The sequence below is a fragment of the Caballeronia sp. LZ028 genome (assembly GCF_031451415.1).
Taxonomy (GTDB): Bacteria; Pseudomonadota; Gammaproteobacteria; order Burkholderiales; family Burkholderiaceae; genus Caballeronia; species Caballeronia zhejiangensis.
The window spans coordinates 14,800-32,619 of sequence record NZ_JARUXN010000017.1 but is presented as its reverse complement, the minus strand read 5'-3'; the positions used below and the strand labels follow the sequence as shown (position 1 = coordinate 32,619).

Sequence of the window (17,820 nt, the reverse complement as noted above, 5' to 3'; positions counted from 1 at the left end):
TGCGCGGACGCCTCGTTGGCCGGGCGTCCGTCTCTTCGTCAATACGACGCTTCCAGCAAGCCGAGGTAATCCGCTTCCGATGCTTCGCGCGGATTGGTCTTGTGACTGTGATCCTTGAGCGCGCCCGACACGATGCGCGGAAACATCTCGCGCGTGACGCCCAGCGCCCGAAGGCCGGTCGGCAAGCCGAGGCGTGCCGTCATGTCGCGCAGCGCCGACGAAATCTCCGTGTCCTGACGCAACTGCATGGCGCTCGCCATGCGCTCCATCTTTTCTTCGTCGCGCATGGACGGAGCGCTTCGGTTGAACTCCACGACCGCCGGCAGAAAGATGGCGTTGAGCGTGCCGTGATGCAGTCGCGGGTCGATTCCGCCGAGCGAATGGCTCAGGCTATGGACGCAGCCCAGTCCCTTCTGGAAAGCGAGTGCGCCTTCCATCGAAGCCATCATCATGTTTTCCCGCGCGGTTTGGTCGGTCGGCTCTTTCGTGGCCCGTTCGATATGCGCCCAGGCGCGGCGCAAGCCGTCCAGCGCGATGCCGTCGGCCGGCGGATTGCGCATCGGCGACATGAAGGTTTCCAGACAGTGCGCGATCGCATCCATGCCGGTGGCGGCGGTGAGTTGCGGCGGCAGGCCGACCGTCAGGCCGGGATCGCAGATCGCGACCTTCGGCACGACATGCGGCGAGATCACGCCCACCTTGCGGCCGTCGTCCAGGATCAGGATGGCGCCGCGTCCGACTTCGCTGCCGGTGCCCGCCGTGGTCGGCACCGCGATCACCGGCGCGGTTTTCGCGGTGATCCGGCTCGCGCCGCCCTCGATGACGGCGAAGCTCTGGAGCGGGCCTTCGTGCGTCGCGCAGACGGCCACGCCCTTTGCAAGATCGATCGACGAGCCGCCGCCCACTGCGATGATGCCGTCGCATTCCGCTTGCCTGTACAGCGCGACCGCTTCGCGCACCGCGGCTTCGTTGGGATTCGGCGGGGTGGCGTCGTAGATCATTTCGCCGTCGGCGCGCTCCAGCACCTTCAGCACCGTGTCGAGAATGCCCGCGGCACGAATGCCCCGGTCCGTGACGATCAGCGGCCGCCGGATCGAAAGGCGTTCGCATTCGCTCTTCAGCAGGTTCACCGCGCCGAAGTCGAACTGGATCTGCGTAACGTAGTTGATGAGAGACATGATGATGACCTTCCGTTATAGTTTCCGATACTCGACGCGCTGTCGGTTTGCGCTGCCCATCTTCCGGAAATGATCGAGGCGCGCTGTTTTCATGCGTTCTTTCGGCGAAGTATAGAGAGCGGCGCATCGGAGCAAAATTGAGAAGTTCTCATGCTGATATAACTCTCTCTCAAGTCTCATGACACCCAACGTGAATTCGATCGCCTCGCGCCTCCACGTCAGGCAACTCAGGTTGCTTGTTGCGCTGGGCGATCATGGTTCGCTTCTGAAAGCGGCCAATCAAGTCGGCTTGACGCAACCGGGCGCGAGCAAGGCGCTTCAGGAAATCGAAACCACCTTTGGAACAGCGCTGTTCACGCGCACGCGGCGCGGGCTCGAAGCGAATGACGCGGGCCATTGCGCGATCCGGTATGCGCGGCTGATCTACACCGATCTGTCGCACATGCGGGAAGAGATCGCGGGCATCCTGCGGGGACATGGCGGACGTGTCGCGGTCGGCGTCATCATGGGCGCCGTGCCTTTGCTGACCCGGGCCGTGTCCGCGCTGATCGCGCGGCAGCCTGAAATGTCTGTCGAGATCATCGAGGACGCCAGCGAGACGCTGTTGAGTCTCATCGATGCGGGACGGCTGGACCTGGCTATCTGCCGGACCTCGGTCAGCCAGCATCCGGAGATGTACGAGAGCATCAAGCTGCAGGATGAAACGCTCGCGGTCGTGGCGAACGTGCAGCATCCGTTACGCAAGGCGAAGAAAGTGACGCTCAAGGATCTGGCCGCGTACCGTTGGGTGGTCTATCGCGCGAACATGCCCATGCGCGTGCTGCTGGAGCGCGAATTTCAGCAAGCCGCGATTCGTTTTCCGTCGAGCCTGCTGGAGACGACGTCGGCCTTCGCGACGCTGAGCCTGCTTCAGGACAATCCTTCGTTCGTGGCGCTGGTGTCCATCGACGTGGCTCAGTTCTTCGTCAGGCACGAAGCCACGCGCATTTTGCCGCTGTCGTTCACCTCGCGCAGCGAGCCGTATGAGCTCGTGACCACGCGAGGTGCGCCGCTGTCGCCCGGGGCGCGGCTGTTGCGAAACGAACTGGTGGCGGAGAAGGAGGTGTTGGGGGGTTAGAAGCGCTGCCGCGAAAGGATGCGGTGGAGTGCGGTTGCCGCGGCAGTCGAGTTTCAGCGCTTTCTCCCTCTTCGAACCCACCTCGGCGCGTGATTGCCCGCGGGTATACGCCCATATGACCCACCCACGCTTCCCTTTACTGTATCGATACACTAAATCGATACAGTCGCGCCACGCCTATCGTGTCGGGCTGCCTATTTCCGCCCGCGCCCAGAGCGGCATCCAGGAGACAACACCATGCAATTCGGTTCAGGCATTTCCCGCCGACGGTTCCTTCAGACGGCCTCGGCGGCAACGCTCGCGGCGGCGGGCGCGGGCTTTCCCGCGATCGTGCGCGCGCAGCCCGCGGCCACGTTGCGGCTGTCGTCATCGATGCCGCCGAACGAAAACGCCGCCCACTACGTCTGGTATCAGAACCTCGCCGCGAACCTGAAGGCGAGCGTCGGCGATCAGATTCGCATCGACTATTTCCCGAACAACCAGCTCGGCAAGGAAAGCGACGTCGTCCAGCAGGTGAAAGTCGGCGCGGTCGACATGATGGTGACGGGCTCGTCGATCTGGGCAACCGCGCTGCCCGAGCTCGGCATGCTCGATCTCGGCTATGTGTTCGACAACTTCGATCACGTCGGCCGCGCGATGGACGGCACCGTCGGCAAATCGTTCGATACGCTGCTGCAACAGCGCGCGGGCTGCTCGGTGCTCACGTGGGGCTATTCCTTCGGCGCGCGCAACGTGTTCACCAAGAAGCCCACGCAGTCGCTCGCCGATATCAAAGGCGTGAAGCTGCGCGTGCTGCCCACACCCGCCTTCATGGAAACCTTCAAGCTGATGGGCGCGGTGCCCACGCCGATTCCCATCGGCGAGCTGTATATGGCCGCGCAGACCGGTGTCGTCGATGGCTTCGAACACGATTGCGCAACGGTCCTCGCAAGCAAGTACGACGAAGTCGTGAAGTCGTGCTGGCAGACGCAGCACGTGTTCAGCCCGCTCGTCGTCGTGACGGGCCGCCGCGCGCTCGCGAAGATTCCGGAAAACCTGCGTCCCGCGTTTCAGAAAGCGGCGCAGGACGCGACCGCGAAGCAGCGCGCCGCCGCCATTCAGACCGCCGCCGCCGCCGAGCAGGAACTGAAGAAGAAAGGCATGACCTTCTACCCGATGTCGAAGGCCGATCGCGACACCGCGCGCGCTGAAATGCAGTCGCAGCTGTATGCGAGTTTCGCGAAGCAGTATCCGGCGACCGCGCCGCTGTTCACCGCCATCGCCGCCGCGCGCGCTTGAGCGCAGCCAACGACGCCAAAGAGGCCGACACCATGACCACCTTCTCCGCGACGCCCGGACCCGAGGCGCAACTCGCCGCGCCCGGCTTCGGCCATGAGACCGTGCTCGCGCGCGGCCTCGCGCGCCTCATGCACTGGATCGAATACTTCTGCGCGGCCGTGCTCGCGGCCGATGTGATCGTGGTGTTCCTTTCGGTGATCTACCGCTATTTCTTGCACGATCCGTTCGACTGGGCCGAGGAAGTCGCCGGCGCGCTGATGATCGTGCTCGTGTTCTTCGGCGCGGCCACCGTGCTCGGACGCAGCCAGCACGTCGGCGTCGACCTGTTTCGCGGCATGTTGCCGAGGCGCTGGCAACCCGCGCTCGTGCACGTCGGACATTGGGTGATCGCGGGCGTCGCGGGCAATCTGTGCGTGTCGTCGTGTCTGCTGCTCGTCGATTCCTACGGCCAGATGACGCCGAGCGGCCTGCCCGCGTGGATCAACGTCTATCCGCTCGTGATCGGCAGCGTCTTCATGACGGTCTTCGCGCTCGCCAACGCGCTGAACGGTGCGCGCAAGACCGTGCTCGGCACCCTCGCCGGCTGCGTGCTGCTCGCGGCAGCCGTGTTCGCGTGGAACGCATTCGTGCCCGCTCACGCGCTCAAGCCCGGCTTTCTGCTGATGGCCGGTTTCGTCGGCGGACTCGTGCTCGGCGTGCCGATCGGCTTCGTGCTCGCGTTCTCGGCCCTGCTCTACTTCCTCGCCGAACCGACCCTGCCGATGCTCGTCTACTCGCAGCAAGTGATGGCCGGCACCGACCACTTCGTGCTGCTCGCGATTCCGTTCTTCGTGCTGGCGGGCTTGCTGATGGAAACCAACGGCATGTCGTCGCGCCTGATCGAATTGCTGCTGCGCATCTTCGGGCGCGTGCGCGGCGGACTCGGCCTCATCACGATCATGGCGACGGCGTTCTTCTCCGGCGTATCCGGCTCCAAGCTCGCGGATATCGCGGCGGTCGGCGGCGTCGTCATGCCTGCCGTGCGCCAGAGCAAGGAAGATCCGAACGAAGCGGCGGCGCTCCTCGCGTGCAGCGCCGTGATGGCGGAGACCATTCCCCCATGCGTGAACATGATCATCATGGGCTTTGTCGCCAACATTTCGATCGCGGGGCTGTTTCTCGCGGGCGTCGTTCCGGCGGCGGTGTTGGCGGTGGCGCTCGCGATCGTCGCGGTGATCTGCGGCCGGCGCATCAATCTCGCCGATGCGCTCACGAACCCGCGCAAGTGGCTGCCGCTCGCCGGCGGCGCGCTGGTCGCGCTCGTCATGATCACGATGATCGGCAAAGGCGTGACCTCGGGCATCGCGACATCGACGGAAGTGTCGGCTTTCGCCGTCGTGTATGCGTTGATCGTCGGCTGGATCGCGTTTCGCGAGCTCACGCCGAAGTCGGTGGCGCGCGTGTTCGTGCGCTCCGCGTCGATGGCGAGCAGCATTCTGTTCATCGTGGCGGCGGCTTCGAGCGTGTCTTTCGCGCTGACCATCGAGCAGATTCCCGCGCTCGTGTCCGATTCGATGATCGCCTTCGCGCATCAATACGGCCCGACGATGTTCCTGCTGCTGTCCGTGCTCATCATGATCGTGTTCGGCGCGGTGCTGGAAGGCGCGCCCGCGCTCATCATCTTCGGGCCGCTGCTCACGCCGATCGCGACGCAGCTCGGCATCAACCCGCTGCACTTCGGCACGGTGATCGTCGTCGCAATGGGCCTCGGTCTCTTCTCGCCGCCGGTCGGGCTCGGGCTCTTCGCGACCTGCGCCATCACCGGCACGGAAATGAAAGCCGTCGCGCGTCCTATGCTCAAATATCTGCTGGTGCTGTTCATCGCACTGGTTGCGCTGATTCTGGTGCCGTCGTTTTCGTTGTGGTTGCCGACCCGGCTCGGCCTGTAGCCGGCAGATGTCAAACCTTATGAGCACCATTCAGGATGTCGCCCGCGAGGCCGGTGTGTCCGTAAGCACCGTATCCAACGTGCTGAACGGCCGCACCGACCAGATGCGCCAGGAAACGCTCGCACGCGTGCAGGCCGCGATGAACGCGCTGCAATACCGTCCGAGCACGCTTGCGCGTCAGTTGAAGACAGGGCAGACGCCGATCATCGGACTGCTGGTGCCATCGATCGCCAATCCGATGTACGGCTATATCGCGCGCGAAGTGGAAACGTATGCGCAGGAGCGCTACGGCTATCGCGTGATGATCGGCAACACGTATCGCGATCCGGCGAAGGAAGCGTCGTTCTTCGAGGACTTGCTCTCGCAAGGCGTGCGGCGCGTGATCGTGATCTCGTCGCTCGCGAACGAGCGGCATCTGGAAACCGCCGTCGAGCGCGGCATGGTCGTCGTGAGCTACGACCGGCGCGCGACCGAAGGCGAAGCGACGCGCGTCGAGCACGTCACGCCCGACAACTTCGAAGCGGCGCGCACCGCGACGCGGCATCTCATCGAACATGGCCATACGCGGCTCGCCTTCGCCACGCTGACCGGCGTGACGATGAGCCGGCGCGACAAGATCAACGGCTTTCTGTCCGCCGCAAACGATGCAGGTCTCGCGCAGACGGCGCGCGTGCTCGATAGCGGCCCGGTGAACGAATACGGCGATTCGATGATCGCCGAAAACGGCCGCGCGCTCGCGCGTCTGCTCGCGCAGGACGATGCGCGCCCGACCGGCATCGTCGCCGTCAACGATCTGATGGCGCTCGGCCTGATGGCGGGTTTGCGCGAGTGCGGCTTGCGCGTGCCGGAAGACGTGTCGATCGTCGGCATGGACGGACATTTTCTGGCGGCGATCTCGAATCCCGCGCTCACGACCGTGCAGCTTCCCGTGCCCGCCATGGCCGCCGCGATGGTCGAGCGCGCGATGCGTCCACACGACGAACCCATGCCGGCATCGGAGCAGGCGCTGTTCACGGATATCACGCTGGTGGAGCGCGAGTCGGTCGCCGCGCCCGCGAAACGAATCAGGACGAGGACATGAACAAGGTATTCGTGAGTCATCCCCGGCACATGCTGGATCATTACTTCGGCGCACGCGCTTCGGCTGCGCTCGCGGCGTTCGCGGACGTCGCGTACAACACCGAGGATCGCGAGCTGACGACCGCCGAACTCGCCGATGCCGCGCGCGATGCCGATGTCATCATCGCGTACCGGCAAACGCCCGCGCCGCGCGCCTTGTTCGAGGCGCTGCCGAAGCTCGCCGCGTTCGTGCGCTGCGCGGTGGATATTCGCACCGTCGATGTCGATGCCGCCAGCGAGCTGGGCGTGCTCGTCACGCAGGCAAGCGCGGGCTTCGTGCCGTCCGTGTCGGAGTGGGTGATCGGCGCCATGCTCGATCTCGCGCGCGGCACGACCGCGTATGCGGAGGCTTATCATCGCCACGAAGCGCCCGCGCCGATGATGGGCCGCGAGTTGCGCGGCAGCACGTTCGGTGTGATCGGCTATGGACAGATTTCGCGCTATCTTTGCGATCTGGCGCTGGCATTCGGCATGCGTGTCGTCGTGTCCGATCCTTACGCGACGATCGACGATACGCGGCTTCATCAAACCGGCTTCGATGACTTGCTCGCGCAGTCGGACTTCGTCGTGTGCCTCGCGCCGGCCAATGCGCAGACGGCGAATCTGATGAACGCGCGCGCCTTCGCCGCGATGAAGCGCGGCGCGTACTTCATCAACGCCGCGCGCGGTGAACTCGTCGATGATGACGCGCTGCTCGATGCGCTCGAGCGCGGCCATCTCGCGGGATGCGCGCTCGATGTCGGACGCGCGGCCGATCAGATGCCCGCGCCGGTGCTCGCGGCGCATCCGCGCGTGATCGCGGCGCCGCATGTCGGCGGGCTGACGCCGGGCGCGATCGAGCATCAATCGATGGAAACGGTCGCACAAACGCAAGCGCTGTTCGAAGGCCGCGTGCCCGCGGGCGCGGTGAACGCGGCGCAAGCGTTCCGTCTCGCCGGTTTCGATGTGCAGGAGCACGCGCGATGAAACTCGAAGGCGCTTGCGACTGCCACATTCACGTCTACGAAGCAGGCTATCCGCTCGCCAAGACCGCGACGTTCGCGCCGCCGCCCGCGCCCGCATCGGCGTATCGGGACGTGCAGCGCACGCTGGGCTTTTCGCGCGCGATCGTCGTGCAGCCGACCGGGTATGGCTTCGACAATCGCTGCACGCTCGCGGCCATCGCGCAACTGGGCGACGGCGCGCGCGGCATCGCGGTGGTCCCGCCGGATATCGGCGATGACGAACTGCAGCGTCTGCACGATGCGGGCATTCGCGGCGTGCGCTTCATGATGCTGCCGGGCGGCGTGCTGCCGTGGGACGCACTCGCGGACATCTCGGCGCGCATTGCACCGCTCGGCTGGAACATCAACCTTCAGCTCGACGGCCACACGCTGCCGCAGCACGAAGCGATGCTCGCGCGTTTGCCGTCGAATCTCGTCATCGATCATCTCGGCAAGTTCCTTGCGCCGGTCACATCGCAAAGCGATGGATTCGCGTCGCTGTGCCGCCTGCTCGACGGGCCGCGTTGCTGGATCAAGCTGTCCGCGCCGTATGAAAGCTCGCGCACCGGCGCGCCCGATTTCGACGACGTGTCCTGGCTCGTGCGCGCGATATCGGCGCGTTTTCCCGAGCGCGGCGTGTGGGCGTCGAACTGGCCGCATCCGAACGTCAAGCCCGTTCCGGACGACGCGCGCATGTTCGACTGGACGATGCGGCTCGTGGAAAGCGACGCGGTTCGCCGCAAGATACTCGTCGATAATCCCGCTGAGTTGTATCGGTTCTAGCGACCGCTATGCGACCCCGCTGACGTAACTGATCTCGCGTTTCTGGGACGTCAGCACGCGAATGGGCGTGCCCGCGATCCATGCGCGAATGTTTTCGACAGACTCGCCGTAGTAGATGCGATAAGAGTCATCGGTGACATAACCGATGTGCGATGTCGCGATCACGTTATCCATCAATCGGAACGGATGATCGGCGGGCAACGGCTCCTGATCGAAAACATCGAGCGCGGCGGCCGCGATTCGTTTCGCGGTCAACGCATCGATCAGCGCGCGTTCGTTGACGATCGGTCCGCGTGCCGTGTTCACGAGCAGCGCGTGCGATTGCATCGTCGCGAGCTCCTTCTCGCTGATGAGATCGCGCGTGCGCTCCGATAGCCGCACATGAATCGAAACGATATCGCTCGATGCGAGCAATTCTTCCTTCGACACGTAGCGCGCGCCGAATTTCGCGGCGGACTCCTGCGTCATGTTCTGACTCCATGCGATGGCGTGCATCCCGAAAGCCTGCGCGACTCGCGCGGTCGCGCCGCCGGTATAGCCGAGTCCTATCAGTCCGATGGTCTTGCCGTGCAGATCGCCGCCCACCGACACCTGCCAGCCTCCCCTTCTGAACGATGCCACTTCGCTCGGGATGTGCCGCGTCGCGGCGAGAATGAGCGCCCATGCAAGCTCGGCGGCGGCCGTCGGCGACGATGCGGTGCCGCATACGGCAATGCCGAGTTCATCGGCGGCTTCGATATCGATGGCTGCATTCCACGGCCCCGTGCTTGCCAGCAATTTCAGATTCGGCAATCGCGAAAGCACGCTGCGCGTGAACCATGTGCGCTCGCGCATCACGCAAAGAATGTCGTAGGGTCGAAGACGTTCGACCAGTTCGTTCTCGTCGCGGATAGGGTCCGTGAAAACGGTAATGTCCGCGTGTTCGCGCAAGCTGTTCCACTCGCCGAAGCGAAGCGCGGTGTTCTGGAAGTCATCGAGAATGGCGATGTTATGCATAGGGTTCACTCTGTTCCTGCCGTCAGCGCGGCGCGCGCCTGCGTTTCGGTATGACGTTTGAAGCCGAGCAGCATCACGAGAATGCCCGCGACGAGTATCGCCGTCATCACGTAGAGGCCGCTGACGAGCGTTCCCGTCGCGGTCTTCAGCCATCCGATGACGAAGGGACTGCAAAAGCCGCTCAACAAGCCGATGCAATTGACGAACGCGATGCTCGTCGCCGCCGCCGGCGATCCGTTCAGATAATCCGCTGCGAGCGACCAGATCAGCACGTTGGTCGCGAAGATGCCGACGCAGGCCACCGTCAGCAACGCAACGGTCAACGCGGGCGAGTTGGTCGGATGCGAAACCATCAACAACGCGGCAGCGCCGATGAAACCCGAGATCGCCGCATGCCAACGGCGTTCGAGCATGCGATCCGAGCTTCGGCTTATCGTGACCATCCCGATCGCGCCCATTCCGTACGGTATGACGGAAAGCCATCCGAGCAGCGAAAGATTCGTAATGCCCGAGTCTTTCATGACGGTCGGAAGCCAGAACGTCACTGAATACGTGCCGCAAACGAAGGCAAAATCGATGAACGCGAGCATATAGACTTTCGGATCCGCGAGCGCCTCGGCGAGCTTCGCGTGACCGTGTTGCCCTGCCCTTCGCTTTCGTTCCATCTCGACATCGAAACCTTGGCGAAGCACGCCCTTCTCCGCTTCGGTGAGCCATTTCGCTTTGTCGATGTTGTCGTCCAGCAGCATCAGCGTGACGAGACCGAGCACGACCGCCGGCAATGCCTCGACGATATAAAGCCATTGCCATCCGGCGAGATGGGCGACGTTCGCGAGACTCGTCATCGCCCAACCGGAGACCGGACCGCCGACAAGACCCGCGACCGGAAATCCGACCATGAAGCACGCGATGATGACACCGCGCCGTCTCTCCGGAAACCACGAGCTCAGATAGAAGATGACGCCGGGAAAGAAGCCCGCTTCGAACACGCCGAGCAGCAGACGCACGATATAAAACTGCGTGACGTTCGTGACGAACGCGGAGCATGCCCCGACGATGCCCCAGCAGATCATGATGCGCGCGATCGTCTTCTTCGCGCCCATGCGCCGGAGCAGCATCGCGCTCGGCACTTCGAGCAGACAGTACGAGAGAAAGAAGATGCCTGCGCCGAGGCCGTACACGCTGTCGCTGAAACCGAGCGCGTCCTGCATCTGCAGCTTCGCAAAGCCGACATTGATGCGATCCAGAAACGCGACGACGTAGCACACGAATAGCAAGGGCACGATGCGCAGCGTGACGCGCCAGTAGAGCGCCCGCTCATGCGCGAGTGCGGTGGAAGGAACTTGCGAAGAATCGGCTGACGCCGGATCGGATTCCACAACGGACGGGTTCACTCGCGCTCTCCATGATTGACGGCGTGGGCCACGATTCGAGCAATGGAGCCAGTCTAAGAAACATCGATAGACGCGGATAGTGAAAAGATCAGATCAGGTGAGACGCGCGGGTTATATCGGTGATAACCAGTAAGCAGCGGTGATAGTTGCATGCGTAACCGGTTGCGTGGCCGCGCTATCTCTGAGACGATTTGTGCATTCGTGCACATCGATCAGGAGACCGACTTGAAGAGCAGTCCACGGAACGACACGCAGTTCAACTTCGTCCTGATTCACGGCGCATGGCATGGCGGCTGGGTCTGGCGCTTCGTCGCGGATGAACTGATCGCGCGTGGTCATCGCGTCGTCGCGCCGACCATGACCGGACTCGGCGAGCGCCATCATCTGATTGAGTCGGTCACGTCGCTCGATGTGAACATCGAGGATATCGTCAACGTCATCGAGGCGGAGGAATTGAACGGCGTCGTGCTGGTCGGCCATAGTTATGGCGGACTCGTCGCGTCGGGCGTCGCCGATCGCATCGCGCACACGCTGCGCACCATCGTCTTCCTCGACAGCCTGCTCGCGCAAAGCGGCCAGTCCGCGTTCGATGTGCTGCCCGCAAGCGTCGTCGATGAGCGCATGGCATCGGTCGGCGCAAGCGGCCAGGCAATCGCGATGCCCGTCAACGGACTGAAAGGCACCGGCATTCCGGATGATCATCCGCTTGCCGAGTGGGTTCAACGGCGGCTCACGCCCCATCCGCTCGCGACCTACACCACGCCGCTTCAACTCCAATCGCCGCTCGGCAATGGCCTGCCCTGCACTTACGTGCACTGCGCGAATCCTTCATACGACACGCTCGCGCCGGTGCGCGAGCATGTCAAATCGCAATGCCCGGATTGGGGCTGGGAGCGCATCGACACCGGCCATGACGCGATGGTGCTCGCGCCCGGCCTGCTCGCCGATCTGCTGGAACGGCTCGCGGCGGCATCCTGAGCCGCTGACTGAAGTTACGCGGCGACGGCCTCGCGAGCGACGAAGGTCGCGGGTAGTCCCGCGCGGGCGATCGCGCCCGTGAACGGCTCGCCCGGCAACCATGCGGCGATCGTCTCGCGTATCGCCAGCAGCTTGTTTATGTCGATGCCCGTGCGCAAGCCCTGCGCTTCGAGCATGAACACCGTGTCCTCGGTATTGATGTTGCCCGTCGCGTTGGGCGCGAACGGACAGCCGCCGAGCCCGCCGAGCGATGCATCGAAAGCACGCACGCCTGCATCGAGCGCAGCCATGACATTGGCGAGGCCCAGCCCGCGCGTATCGTGGAAGTGACAGGCGACGGGCACCGCTCCCGCAAGCGACATGACCTGCCGCATCAGCCCGCGCACTTGCGCGGGATTCGCATAGCCGACCGTATCGGCGATGGTGATCTCCTGCGCGCCCGCATCGATGAGCGTCTCGACGAGTCCGAGCACCGTGCGTTCATCGACCTTGCCCGCGATCGTGCAGCCGAACGCGGTCGCCACGCCCGCGCCGAGCACGACATCGCGATTCAGTTCGTCACGCGCCGCCGCGATGCGCTCGAAGTCCGCGACCGATTCCGCCGTGCTGCGCCGCACGTTCTTCAGGTTGTGCTCGTTGCTCGCGGAGAGCACGTAATGCACCTTGTTCAGCCCCACATCGAATGCACGTTGCGCGCCTTTCAGATTCGGCACCAGTGCCGCTGCATGAAGACCGTCGATGGCAAGCGCGCCTGCCGCGACCTCGACCGCATCCGCGAATTGCGGCACGACTTTCGGCGGCACGAACGACGTCACTTCGATATCGACCACGCCCGCATCGACCATGCGCGCGCACCATTCGAGCTTTTGCCCGCTCGTGAGGATCGTTCGCACCATCTGCAAGCCATCGCGCAAGCCCACTTCGCGAATCTGCACGTCTCTTTCTTTCATGTCTGCTCCGGTTTCAGATGGTCGCGTCCGCGACGGCATCGCTGCCTTCATCCGTATGTCCTGCGCCGCTTGCGACCGCCGATGTCGACGGCGCAAGCACCACGGCTGCAATTGCGCCGAGCACCATCAGAAGCGCGATCGCGCCGAGTCCGCCCGCCATGCTGTTCGTCATCGTCTTGATCGAGCCGATGATCATCGGGCTCACGAAGCCGCCGAGCAGGCCGACGCAGTTGATCACCGCGACGCCGCCCGCCGCGCCGCTGCCGCGAATGTAATCGGTCGAGATCGCCCAGATCAGCGGATTCGGCGCGAGGATGCCGGCGGTGGCCACCGACAACGCCGCGAGCGACAGCGCAAGGTTGCCCGTCGTGAACGCCGCGACGACGAGACCGGCCGCGCCGAACACCATCGCGATCGCGCAGTGCCAGCGCCGCTCCATCGTGCGATCCGAATGACGGTTCAGCGCGATGAGCGCGATCCAGCTCACGAAGTACGGGATCGCCGAATAGCAGCCGATCTGCAACGCGCCCGACACGCCCGCGCTCTTGATGAGCGTCGGCAGCCAGAAGCCGATCGCGAATACGCCGGCGATCTGCGTGAACCACACGAAGCCCATCACGTAGACGCGAAAGTCCTTCAGCGCGCGGCCGAACGTATGCTCCGCGTGCTTCGTCGAGACGCTCGAACTCTTGCGGATGTCGTCGAGCACGATCGCCTTTTCGTTCTCGGTGAGCCACTTCGCCTGCTGCGGGCCGTCATCGAGAAAGAAGAACGCGATCACGCCGAGCACGCTCGCGGGCAAGCCTTGCACGATGAACATCCACTGCCAGCCGTGCAGGCCGCCATAGCCGTCGAAGTAAGTCATCAGCGCGCCCGACAGCGGCCCGCCGAACAGGCCCGCGATGCCCGTCGCGCAAGTGAAGATGGCGATGACCTTCGCGCGCCGCTCGACCGGATACCAGCGCGTGAGATAGAAGATCACGCCGGGATAAAGCCCCGCTTCCGCGAGCCCGAGAAAGAAGCGCACGGTATAGAGATGCGATGGCAGCGTGACGAACGCCGTGCCCGCCGCGATCAAGCCCCACAGAATCATGATGCGCGAGAACGTGCGCTTCACGCCGATACGCGCGAGCAGCAGATTGCTCGGCACTTCCATCAGCACGTAGCCGAGAAAGAAGATGCCCGCGCCGATGCTGTAAGTGAGATCGCTGAAGCCCACGTCGTGCTTCATGTCGAGTTGCGCGATGCCGATGTTGATGCGATCGAGAAACGCAAACACATAGCACAGGAACAAAAAGGGGATGAGCCTGCGCGTGATCTTGCCGTAGGTCGCTTCGGCCTTGGGCCTGTCGAAGCTGCCGATGTCGGGTGTCATGTCTGTCTCCTCCGGTGAGTCCGGGTTTTGATCTAGCGGCCTTTGAATCGCGGCGCGCGCTTCTCGTTGTAAGCGCTGATGCCTTCGAGACGATCCTCGGTCGGAATCAGCCGGTTATACGCTTCGATTTCCAGATAGAGCCCGGTGCGCAGATCGCCCTGCATGCCGAGGTCGATCGCCTTCTTCGCCTGCGCGACCGAAAGCGGCGCGCTCGTGCAGATGTCGCGCGCGGCGTCGATGGCGTCGGCGAGCACGCGCCCCGGCTCGCACAGCCGGTTGACTACGCCCCACGCGAGCGCTTCCTGCGCCGTGAACTTGCCGCCGCGCAGGATCAGCTCTTTCGCGCGCCGCACGCCGATCGCGCGCGGCAGTTGCTGCGTGCCGCCGCCGCCCGGCATGATGCCGCGCTTCACTTCGGTGAAGCCGAACGTCGCGTGGCTGACGGCATAAGCGAAGTCGCACGCGAGCAGCAGTTCGAGTCCGCCCGCGACCGCCGCGCCGTTGGCCGCGCAGATGACCGGCACCGGGCAATACGTGAGCGCGCGGTTCATGCGCTCGAACAGATAGTGCTGCACGCCGAACTGCTCGTCGGTCATGCCTTCGCGCTGCTTGAGGTCCGCGCCGCCGCAGAACGCGCGTTCGCCCGCGCCCGTCAGGATCACGCAGCGATACAGCGCGGGGTTCGCTTCGAGCGCACCGAATACGCGGATGATCTCGTCGCCCATCGTCGTGCTGATCGCGTTCGAGACTTCCGGACGATTCAGCTTGACGATGAGAATCTGTTCGTCGATTTCTTCGAGCGTCAGCGTGTCGAGCGCGCCGACCAGTTGCGATGCAAGTTTCACGATGTCTCCAGTGTTTTCTTCGCCAGCAGATGATTGTGTTCGCCGAGTTTCGGCGTGACGCCGGTGCGCGCAGGCCGCACGCCGCCGAATGAAATCGGCACGCCGACGACCGTCGCCGCGCCGTCGTCGGTGATGCGCAGCAGATCGAGCGCCTTGGTCTGCTCGTGTTCGACGACCTGATCGACGGTCTGAATCGGTCCGCACGGAATGCCCGCCGTATCGAGCGCTTCCAGCCAGTGCGCGGTGCCCCGCTTGCGGAACTCGATATGCAGCAAGTCGATCAGCGCGACGCGATTGGTCACGCGCGCGCCGTTGGTGACGAAGCGCGCGTCGTCGGCGAGCGCGGCGATATCGAGCACGTCGCACAAGCGGCGGAACAGGCGGTCGTTGCCCGCGGCGACCATGATGGTGCCGTCCGCGCATTCGAAGGCCTGATGCGGCACGATCGCGGCCGTCCCCGATCCCCAGCGTCCCGGCAGCACGCCCGACGCGAGATAGTCGGCGATCTGGATGCCCGCCCAACTGATCGCCGTCTCGTACAGCGACACGGACACGATCTCGCCCGCGCCCGTCGTCTGGCGCCGGAGGAGCGCGGCGAGCACGCCGATCGCGGCCCAGAGTCCGGTGCCCATGTCGTTCACCGAAACCGGAATGCGCGACAGCGGCTCGCCCGGCTGACCGAGAAAGCTCATCAGGCCCGAAAGCGCCTGCACAAGCGGATCGTAGCCGGGCTTGTCGCGCAGCGGCCCGGCCGTGCCGAACGCGCCGAGATTGCAATAGACGAGCGACGGCTTCATGCGCAGCATCGCCTCGCCGCCGAGACCGTATTTCTCCGTGCCGCCCGCCTTCAGGTTTTGCAGCACGACATCGGCGCGTTGCGAGATCAGCTCGCGCAACGCCTGTGCTTCGTCCGGATTCGACAGCGACATCGCGATGCTTTTTTTGCCGTGATTCACCGCATGAAACAACGCGGCCGCGCCATCGACGAAAGGCGGGCCCCAATCGCGCGCGTAGTCGCCGTGTTCCGCGCTTTCGATCTTGATGACGTCCGCGCCGAGCGACCCGAGGATCATGCCCGCATACGGCGCGGCGAGACTGTGGCCGATCTCGATCACGCACACGCCCGCGAGCGGCAAAGGCTGGTTCATGGCTTCGCTCGCGCTCATTCGGCGGTGACTTCGAGCGGTGCGTCGATGGTTTCGCGCGTGCGGCCGTAGACTTGCGCGGCGGCATCGGCGCTGATGTAGCCATCGGCGACATCGGCATCGACGCGCTTCTCATCGCGTTCGCGCGGATCGCCATAGCCGCCGCTGCCCGCGGGCTGCACGGTCACGCGATCGCCGCGATACACGACCGTCTGTCCGCCCTTCGCCGCGACCTCCTGCGTGCTGCCGTCCGCGCGTTCGACGACGCACAGAAAGCGCGTGCCGGCCTGCCCGCCGAAGTGACCTTCGGGCGCGGAACGTCCGCGTTCGCCGGACACGGTGAAGGTGGCTTCGTCGTATTCCACGCGATACACGCGCCGCGATGTCAGCCCGCCGCGCTGTCGGCCCGCGCCGCCGCTGTCGGTGACGAGCGACCATTCCTCGACCATCAGCGGCGAAGTCGCTTCGATCATTTCGATCGACTGACTGCCCGCGTTGCCCACGTAGACGCGCACGCCGCTCACGCCGTCCTTCTGCGCGCGCGCGCCCATGCCGCCCGCGTGAACGTCGTGCATGGTGACGAACTCCTGACCGGTTCGGGCGATGCGCGCGGCATCGGTATCGCGTCCGCTGAAAATGCCCGCGCACGACGCGCAGTTGCTTTGTCCGGTGATGCGCTCCGGCACCGCGGGCGCAAGCGCCTTGAGCAGCAGATCGATCACGCGCGGCGAGGTCTCCGTGTTGCCCGACACCACCGACGCCGGATAGCGGCAGTTCAGCACGCTGCCCTCGGGCGCGATGATCGTCACCGGCCGATAGCAGCCCTGGTTGGTCGGAATGCCCGGATCGGTCAGCGCTTTCACGGTGAACCAGGTGCTGTTGCACGTCACCGAAAGCGGACAGTTGATGCCGCCGCGCGCCTGCGGCCCGGTGCCGGTGTAATCGAACGTGATGTGATCGCCCGTCTTCGTGATCTTCACCTTGAGCAGCGGCCGCTCCTGTTTCCAGCCCGGCGCCTCGATCGGATCGAGATACTCCTGCGCTTCGTACACGCCGTCCGGAATGCGTGCGATCTCCGCGCGAATGAGCTTCTCCGAGTGATCGAGACTCTGGCTCATCACGTCGCGCAATGCATCGGCGCCATACTTCGCCACCAGTTCGCCGATGCGCCGGTCGCCGACGAACGTGCCCGCGTATTGCGCCTGAATGTCGAGCAGCAGTTCGTGCGCGTTGCGGCTGTTTCGCGTGAGCAGGTTGAGCATGTCCTGCACCGGCTCGTCGTTACGATACAGAAACACCGGCGGAATGCGGATGCCTTCGGCGAACACGTCCCACGTCGTGACGGTATAGCTGCCCGGCGACTGTCCGCCGATGTCGGTCCAGTGGCCGCGCGTCATCACGAAGGCGACGATCCTGCCGCCCGCGAAAACGGGCCGCGTGAACTGCACGTCCGGCTGATGATTGCCGCCGCCCACATAGGCGTCGTTGCTGACGATGACGTCGCCGGGACGCAGGTTCTCGCGCCCGACCGCTTCCACCGACACGCGCGTCGAGATGACGGCCGAGCCGAGCATCGTCGGGATGTCGTTGCCTTGCGCGACGAGCTGCATGTCGGCGTCGAAAATGGCCGCCGACGAATCGCCGCTCGCGTGCATGAGCGGGCTGCCGGCGGTGCGCATCATCGCGATCTTCATTTCACGGGCGATCGCGAAGAGACTGCTGCGGATGATTTCGTAAGTAACGATGTCCAT

At 64.5% G+C, this 17,820-nt stretch carries 15 protein-coding genes; 7 read left to right on the top strand and 8 right to left on the bottom strand.

What is annotated here, in order from left to right:
* Nucleotides 1-38: 38 nt before the first annotated feature.
* Nucleotides 39-1,178 (bottom strand): iron-containing alcohol dehydrogenase, encoded by a 1,140-nt coding sequence (locus QCE58_RS32895; protein ID WP_008346832.1) that lies wholly within the window; start codon nucleotides 1,176-1,178, stop codon nucleotides 39-41.
* A gap of 178 nt (nucleotides 1,179-1,356) precedes the next feature.
* Here QCE58_RS32895 and QCE58_RS32890 point away from each other — a divergent pair, with 178 nt between their 5' ends.
* The 6 genes from QCE58_RS32890 (at nucleotide 1,357) to QCE58_RS32865 (ending at nucleotide 8,386) form a co-directional block, all read left to right on the top strand.
* Nucleotides 1,357-2,295, top strand: coding sequence for a LysR family transcriptional regulator (locus tag QCE58_RS32890; protein WP_033535808.1), 939 nt, complete (start codon nucleotides 1,357-1,359; stop codon nucleotides 2,293-2,295).
* Nucleotides 2,296-2,532: 237 nt separating this feature from the next.
* Nucleotides 2,533-3,573, top strand: coding sequence for a TRAP transporter substrate-binding protein (locus QCE58_RS32885; protein ID WP_250503668.1), 1,041 nt, complete (start codon nucleotides 2,533-2,535; stop codon nucleotides 3,571-3,573).
* A gap of 32 nt (nucleotides 3,574-3,605) precedes the next feature.
* Nucleotides 3,606-5,501, top strand: a complete 1,896-nt coding sequence (locus QCE58_RS32880; protein ID WP_250522313.1) for a TRAP transporter large permease subunit — start codon at nucleotides 3,606-3,608, stop codon at nucleotides 5,499-5,501.
* 19 nt (nucleotides 5,502-5,520) lie between these two features.
* Nucleotides 5,521-6,582, top strand: a complete 1,062-nt coding sequence (locus QCE58_RS32875) for a LacI family DNA-binding transcriptional regulator (RefSeq protein WP_250522314.1) — start codon at nucleotides 5,521-5,523, stop codon at nucleotides 6,580-6,582.
* Nucleotides 6,579-7,586, top strand: coding sequence for a hydroxyacid dehydrogenase (locus tag QCE58_RS32870; RefSeq protein ID WP_008346842.1), 1,008 nt, complete (start codon nucleotides 6,579-6,581; stop codon nucleotides 7,584-7,586). Before QCE58_RS32875 ends, QCE58_RS32870 begins: the two co-directional genes overlap by 4 nt.
* Nucleotides 7,583-8,386, top strand: a complete 804-nt coding sequence (locus tag QCE58_RS32865) for an amidohydrolase (RefSeq protein ID WP_250441499.1) — start codon at nucleotides 7,583-7,585, stop codon at nucleotides 8,384-8,386. Before QCE58_RS32870 ends, QCE58_RS32865 begins: the two co-directional genes overlap by 4 nt.
* 6 nt (nucleotides 8,387-8,392) lie before the next feature.
* Here QCE58_RS32865 and QCE58_RS32860 read toward each other — a convergent pair whose 3' ends face one another.
* The gene (locus QCE58_RS32860; RefSeq protein WP_250437345.1) at nucleotides 8,393-9,382 is read right to left on the bottom strand and encodes a D-2-hydroxyacid dehydrogenase family protein; all 990 of its coding nucleotides are present in this window, start codon (nucleotides 9,380-9,382) and stop codon (nucleotides 8,393-8,395) included.
* A 5-nt stretch (nucleotides 9,383-9,387) separates the two neighbouring features.
* Complete coding sequence (locus QCE58_RS32855; protein WP_008346849.1) at nucleotides 9,388-10,776, bottom strand: MFS transporter; 1,389 nt, start codon at nucleotides 10,774-10,776, stop codon at nucleotides 9,388-9,390.
* Between the two features lie 225 nt (nucleotides 10,777-11,001).
* Between QCE58_RS32855 and QCE58_RS32850 the strand changes: the two genes are divergently transcribed.
* Complete coding sequence (locus QCE58_RS32850) at nucleotides 11,002-11,754, top strand: alpha/beta fold hydrolase (RefSeq protein ID WP_051996399.1); 753 nt, start codon at nucleotides 11,002-11,004, stop codon at nucleotides 11,752-11,754.
* Between the two features lie 14 nt (nucleotides 11,755-11,768).
* On the opposite strand, the gene QCE58_RS32845 is transcribed toward QCE58_RS32850, so the two are convergent.
* The 5 genes from QCE58_RS32845 to QCE58_RS32825 are packed head-to-tail and all read right to left on the bottom strand — an operon-like array spanning nucleotide 11,769 to nucleotide 17,820.
* Entirely contained in the window at nucleotides 11,769-12,704 is a 936-nt protein-coding gene (locus QCE58_RS32845; RefSeq protein ID WP_250479246.1) for a hydroxymethylglutaryl-CoA lyase, read from the bottom strand.
* Nucleotides 12,705-12,717: 13 nt separating this feature from the next.
* Nucleotides 12,718-14,079, bottom strand: a complete 1,362-nt coding sequence (locus QCE58_RS32840) for an MFS transporter (RefSeq protein WP_008346855.1) — start codon at nucleotides 14,077-14,079, stop codon at nucleotides 12,718-12,720.
* A 32-nt stretch (nucleotides 14,080-14,111) separates the two neighbouring features.
* Complete coding sequence (locus QCE58_RS32835) at nucleotides 14,112-14,924, bottom strand: enoyl-CoA hydratase-related protein (RefSeq protein WP_008346858.1); 813 nt, start codon at nucleotides 14,922-14,924, stop codon at nucleotides 14,112-14,114.
* Nucleotides 14,921-16,090, bottom strand: coding sequence for a CaiB/BaiF CoA-transferase family protein (locus QCE58_RS32830; RefSeq protein ID WP_250522315.1), 1,170 nt, complete (start codon nucleotides 16,088-16,090; stop codon nucleotides 14,921-14,923). Before QCE58_RS32830 ends, QCE58_RS32835 begins: the two co-directional genes overlap by 4 nt.
* Nucleotides 16,087-17,820, bottom strand: a complete 1,734-nt coding sequence (locus QCE58_RS32825) for a hydantoinase B/oxoprolinase family protein (RefSeq protein ID WP_175981530.1) — start codon at nucleotides 17,818-17,820, stop codon at nucleotides 16,087-16,089. Before QCE58_RS32825 ends, QCE58_RS32830 begins: the two co-directional genes overlap by 4 nt.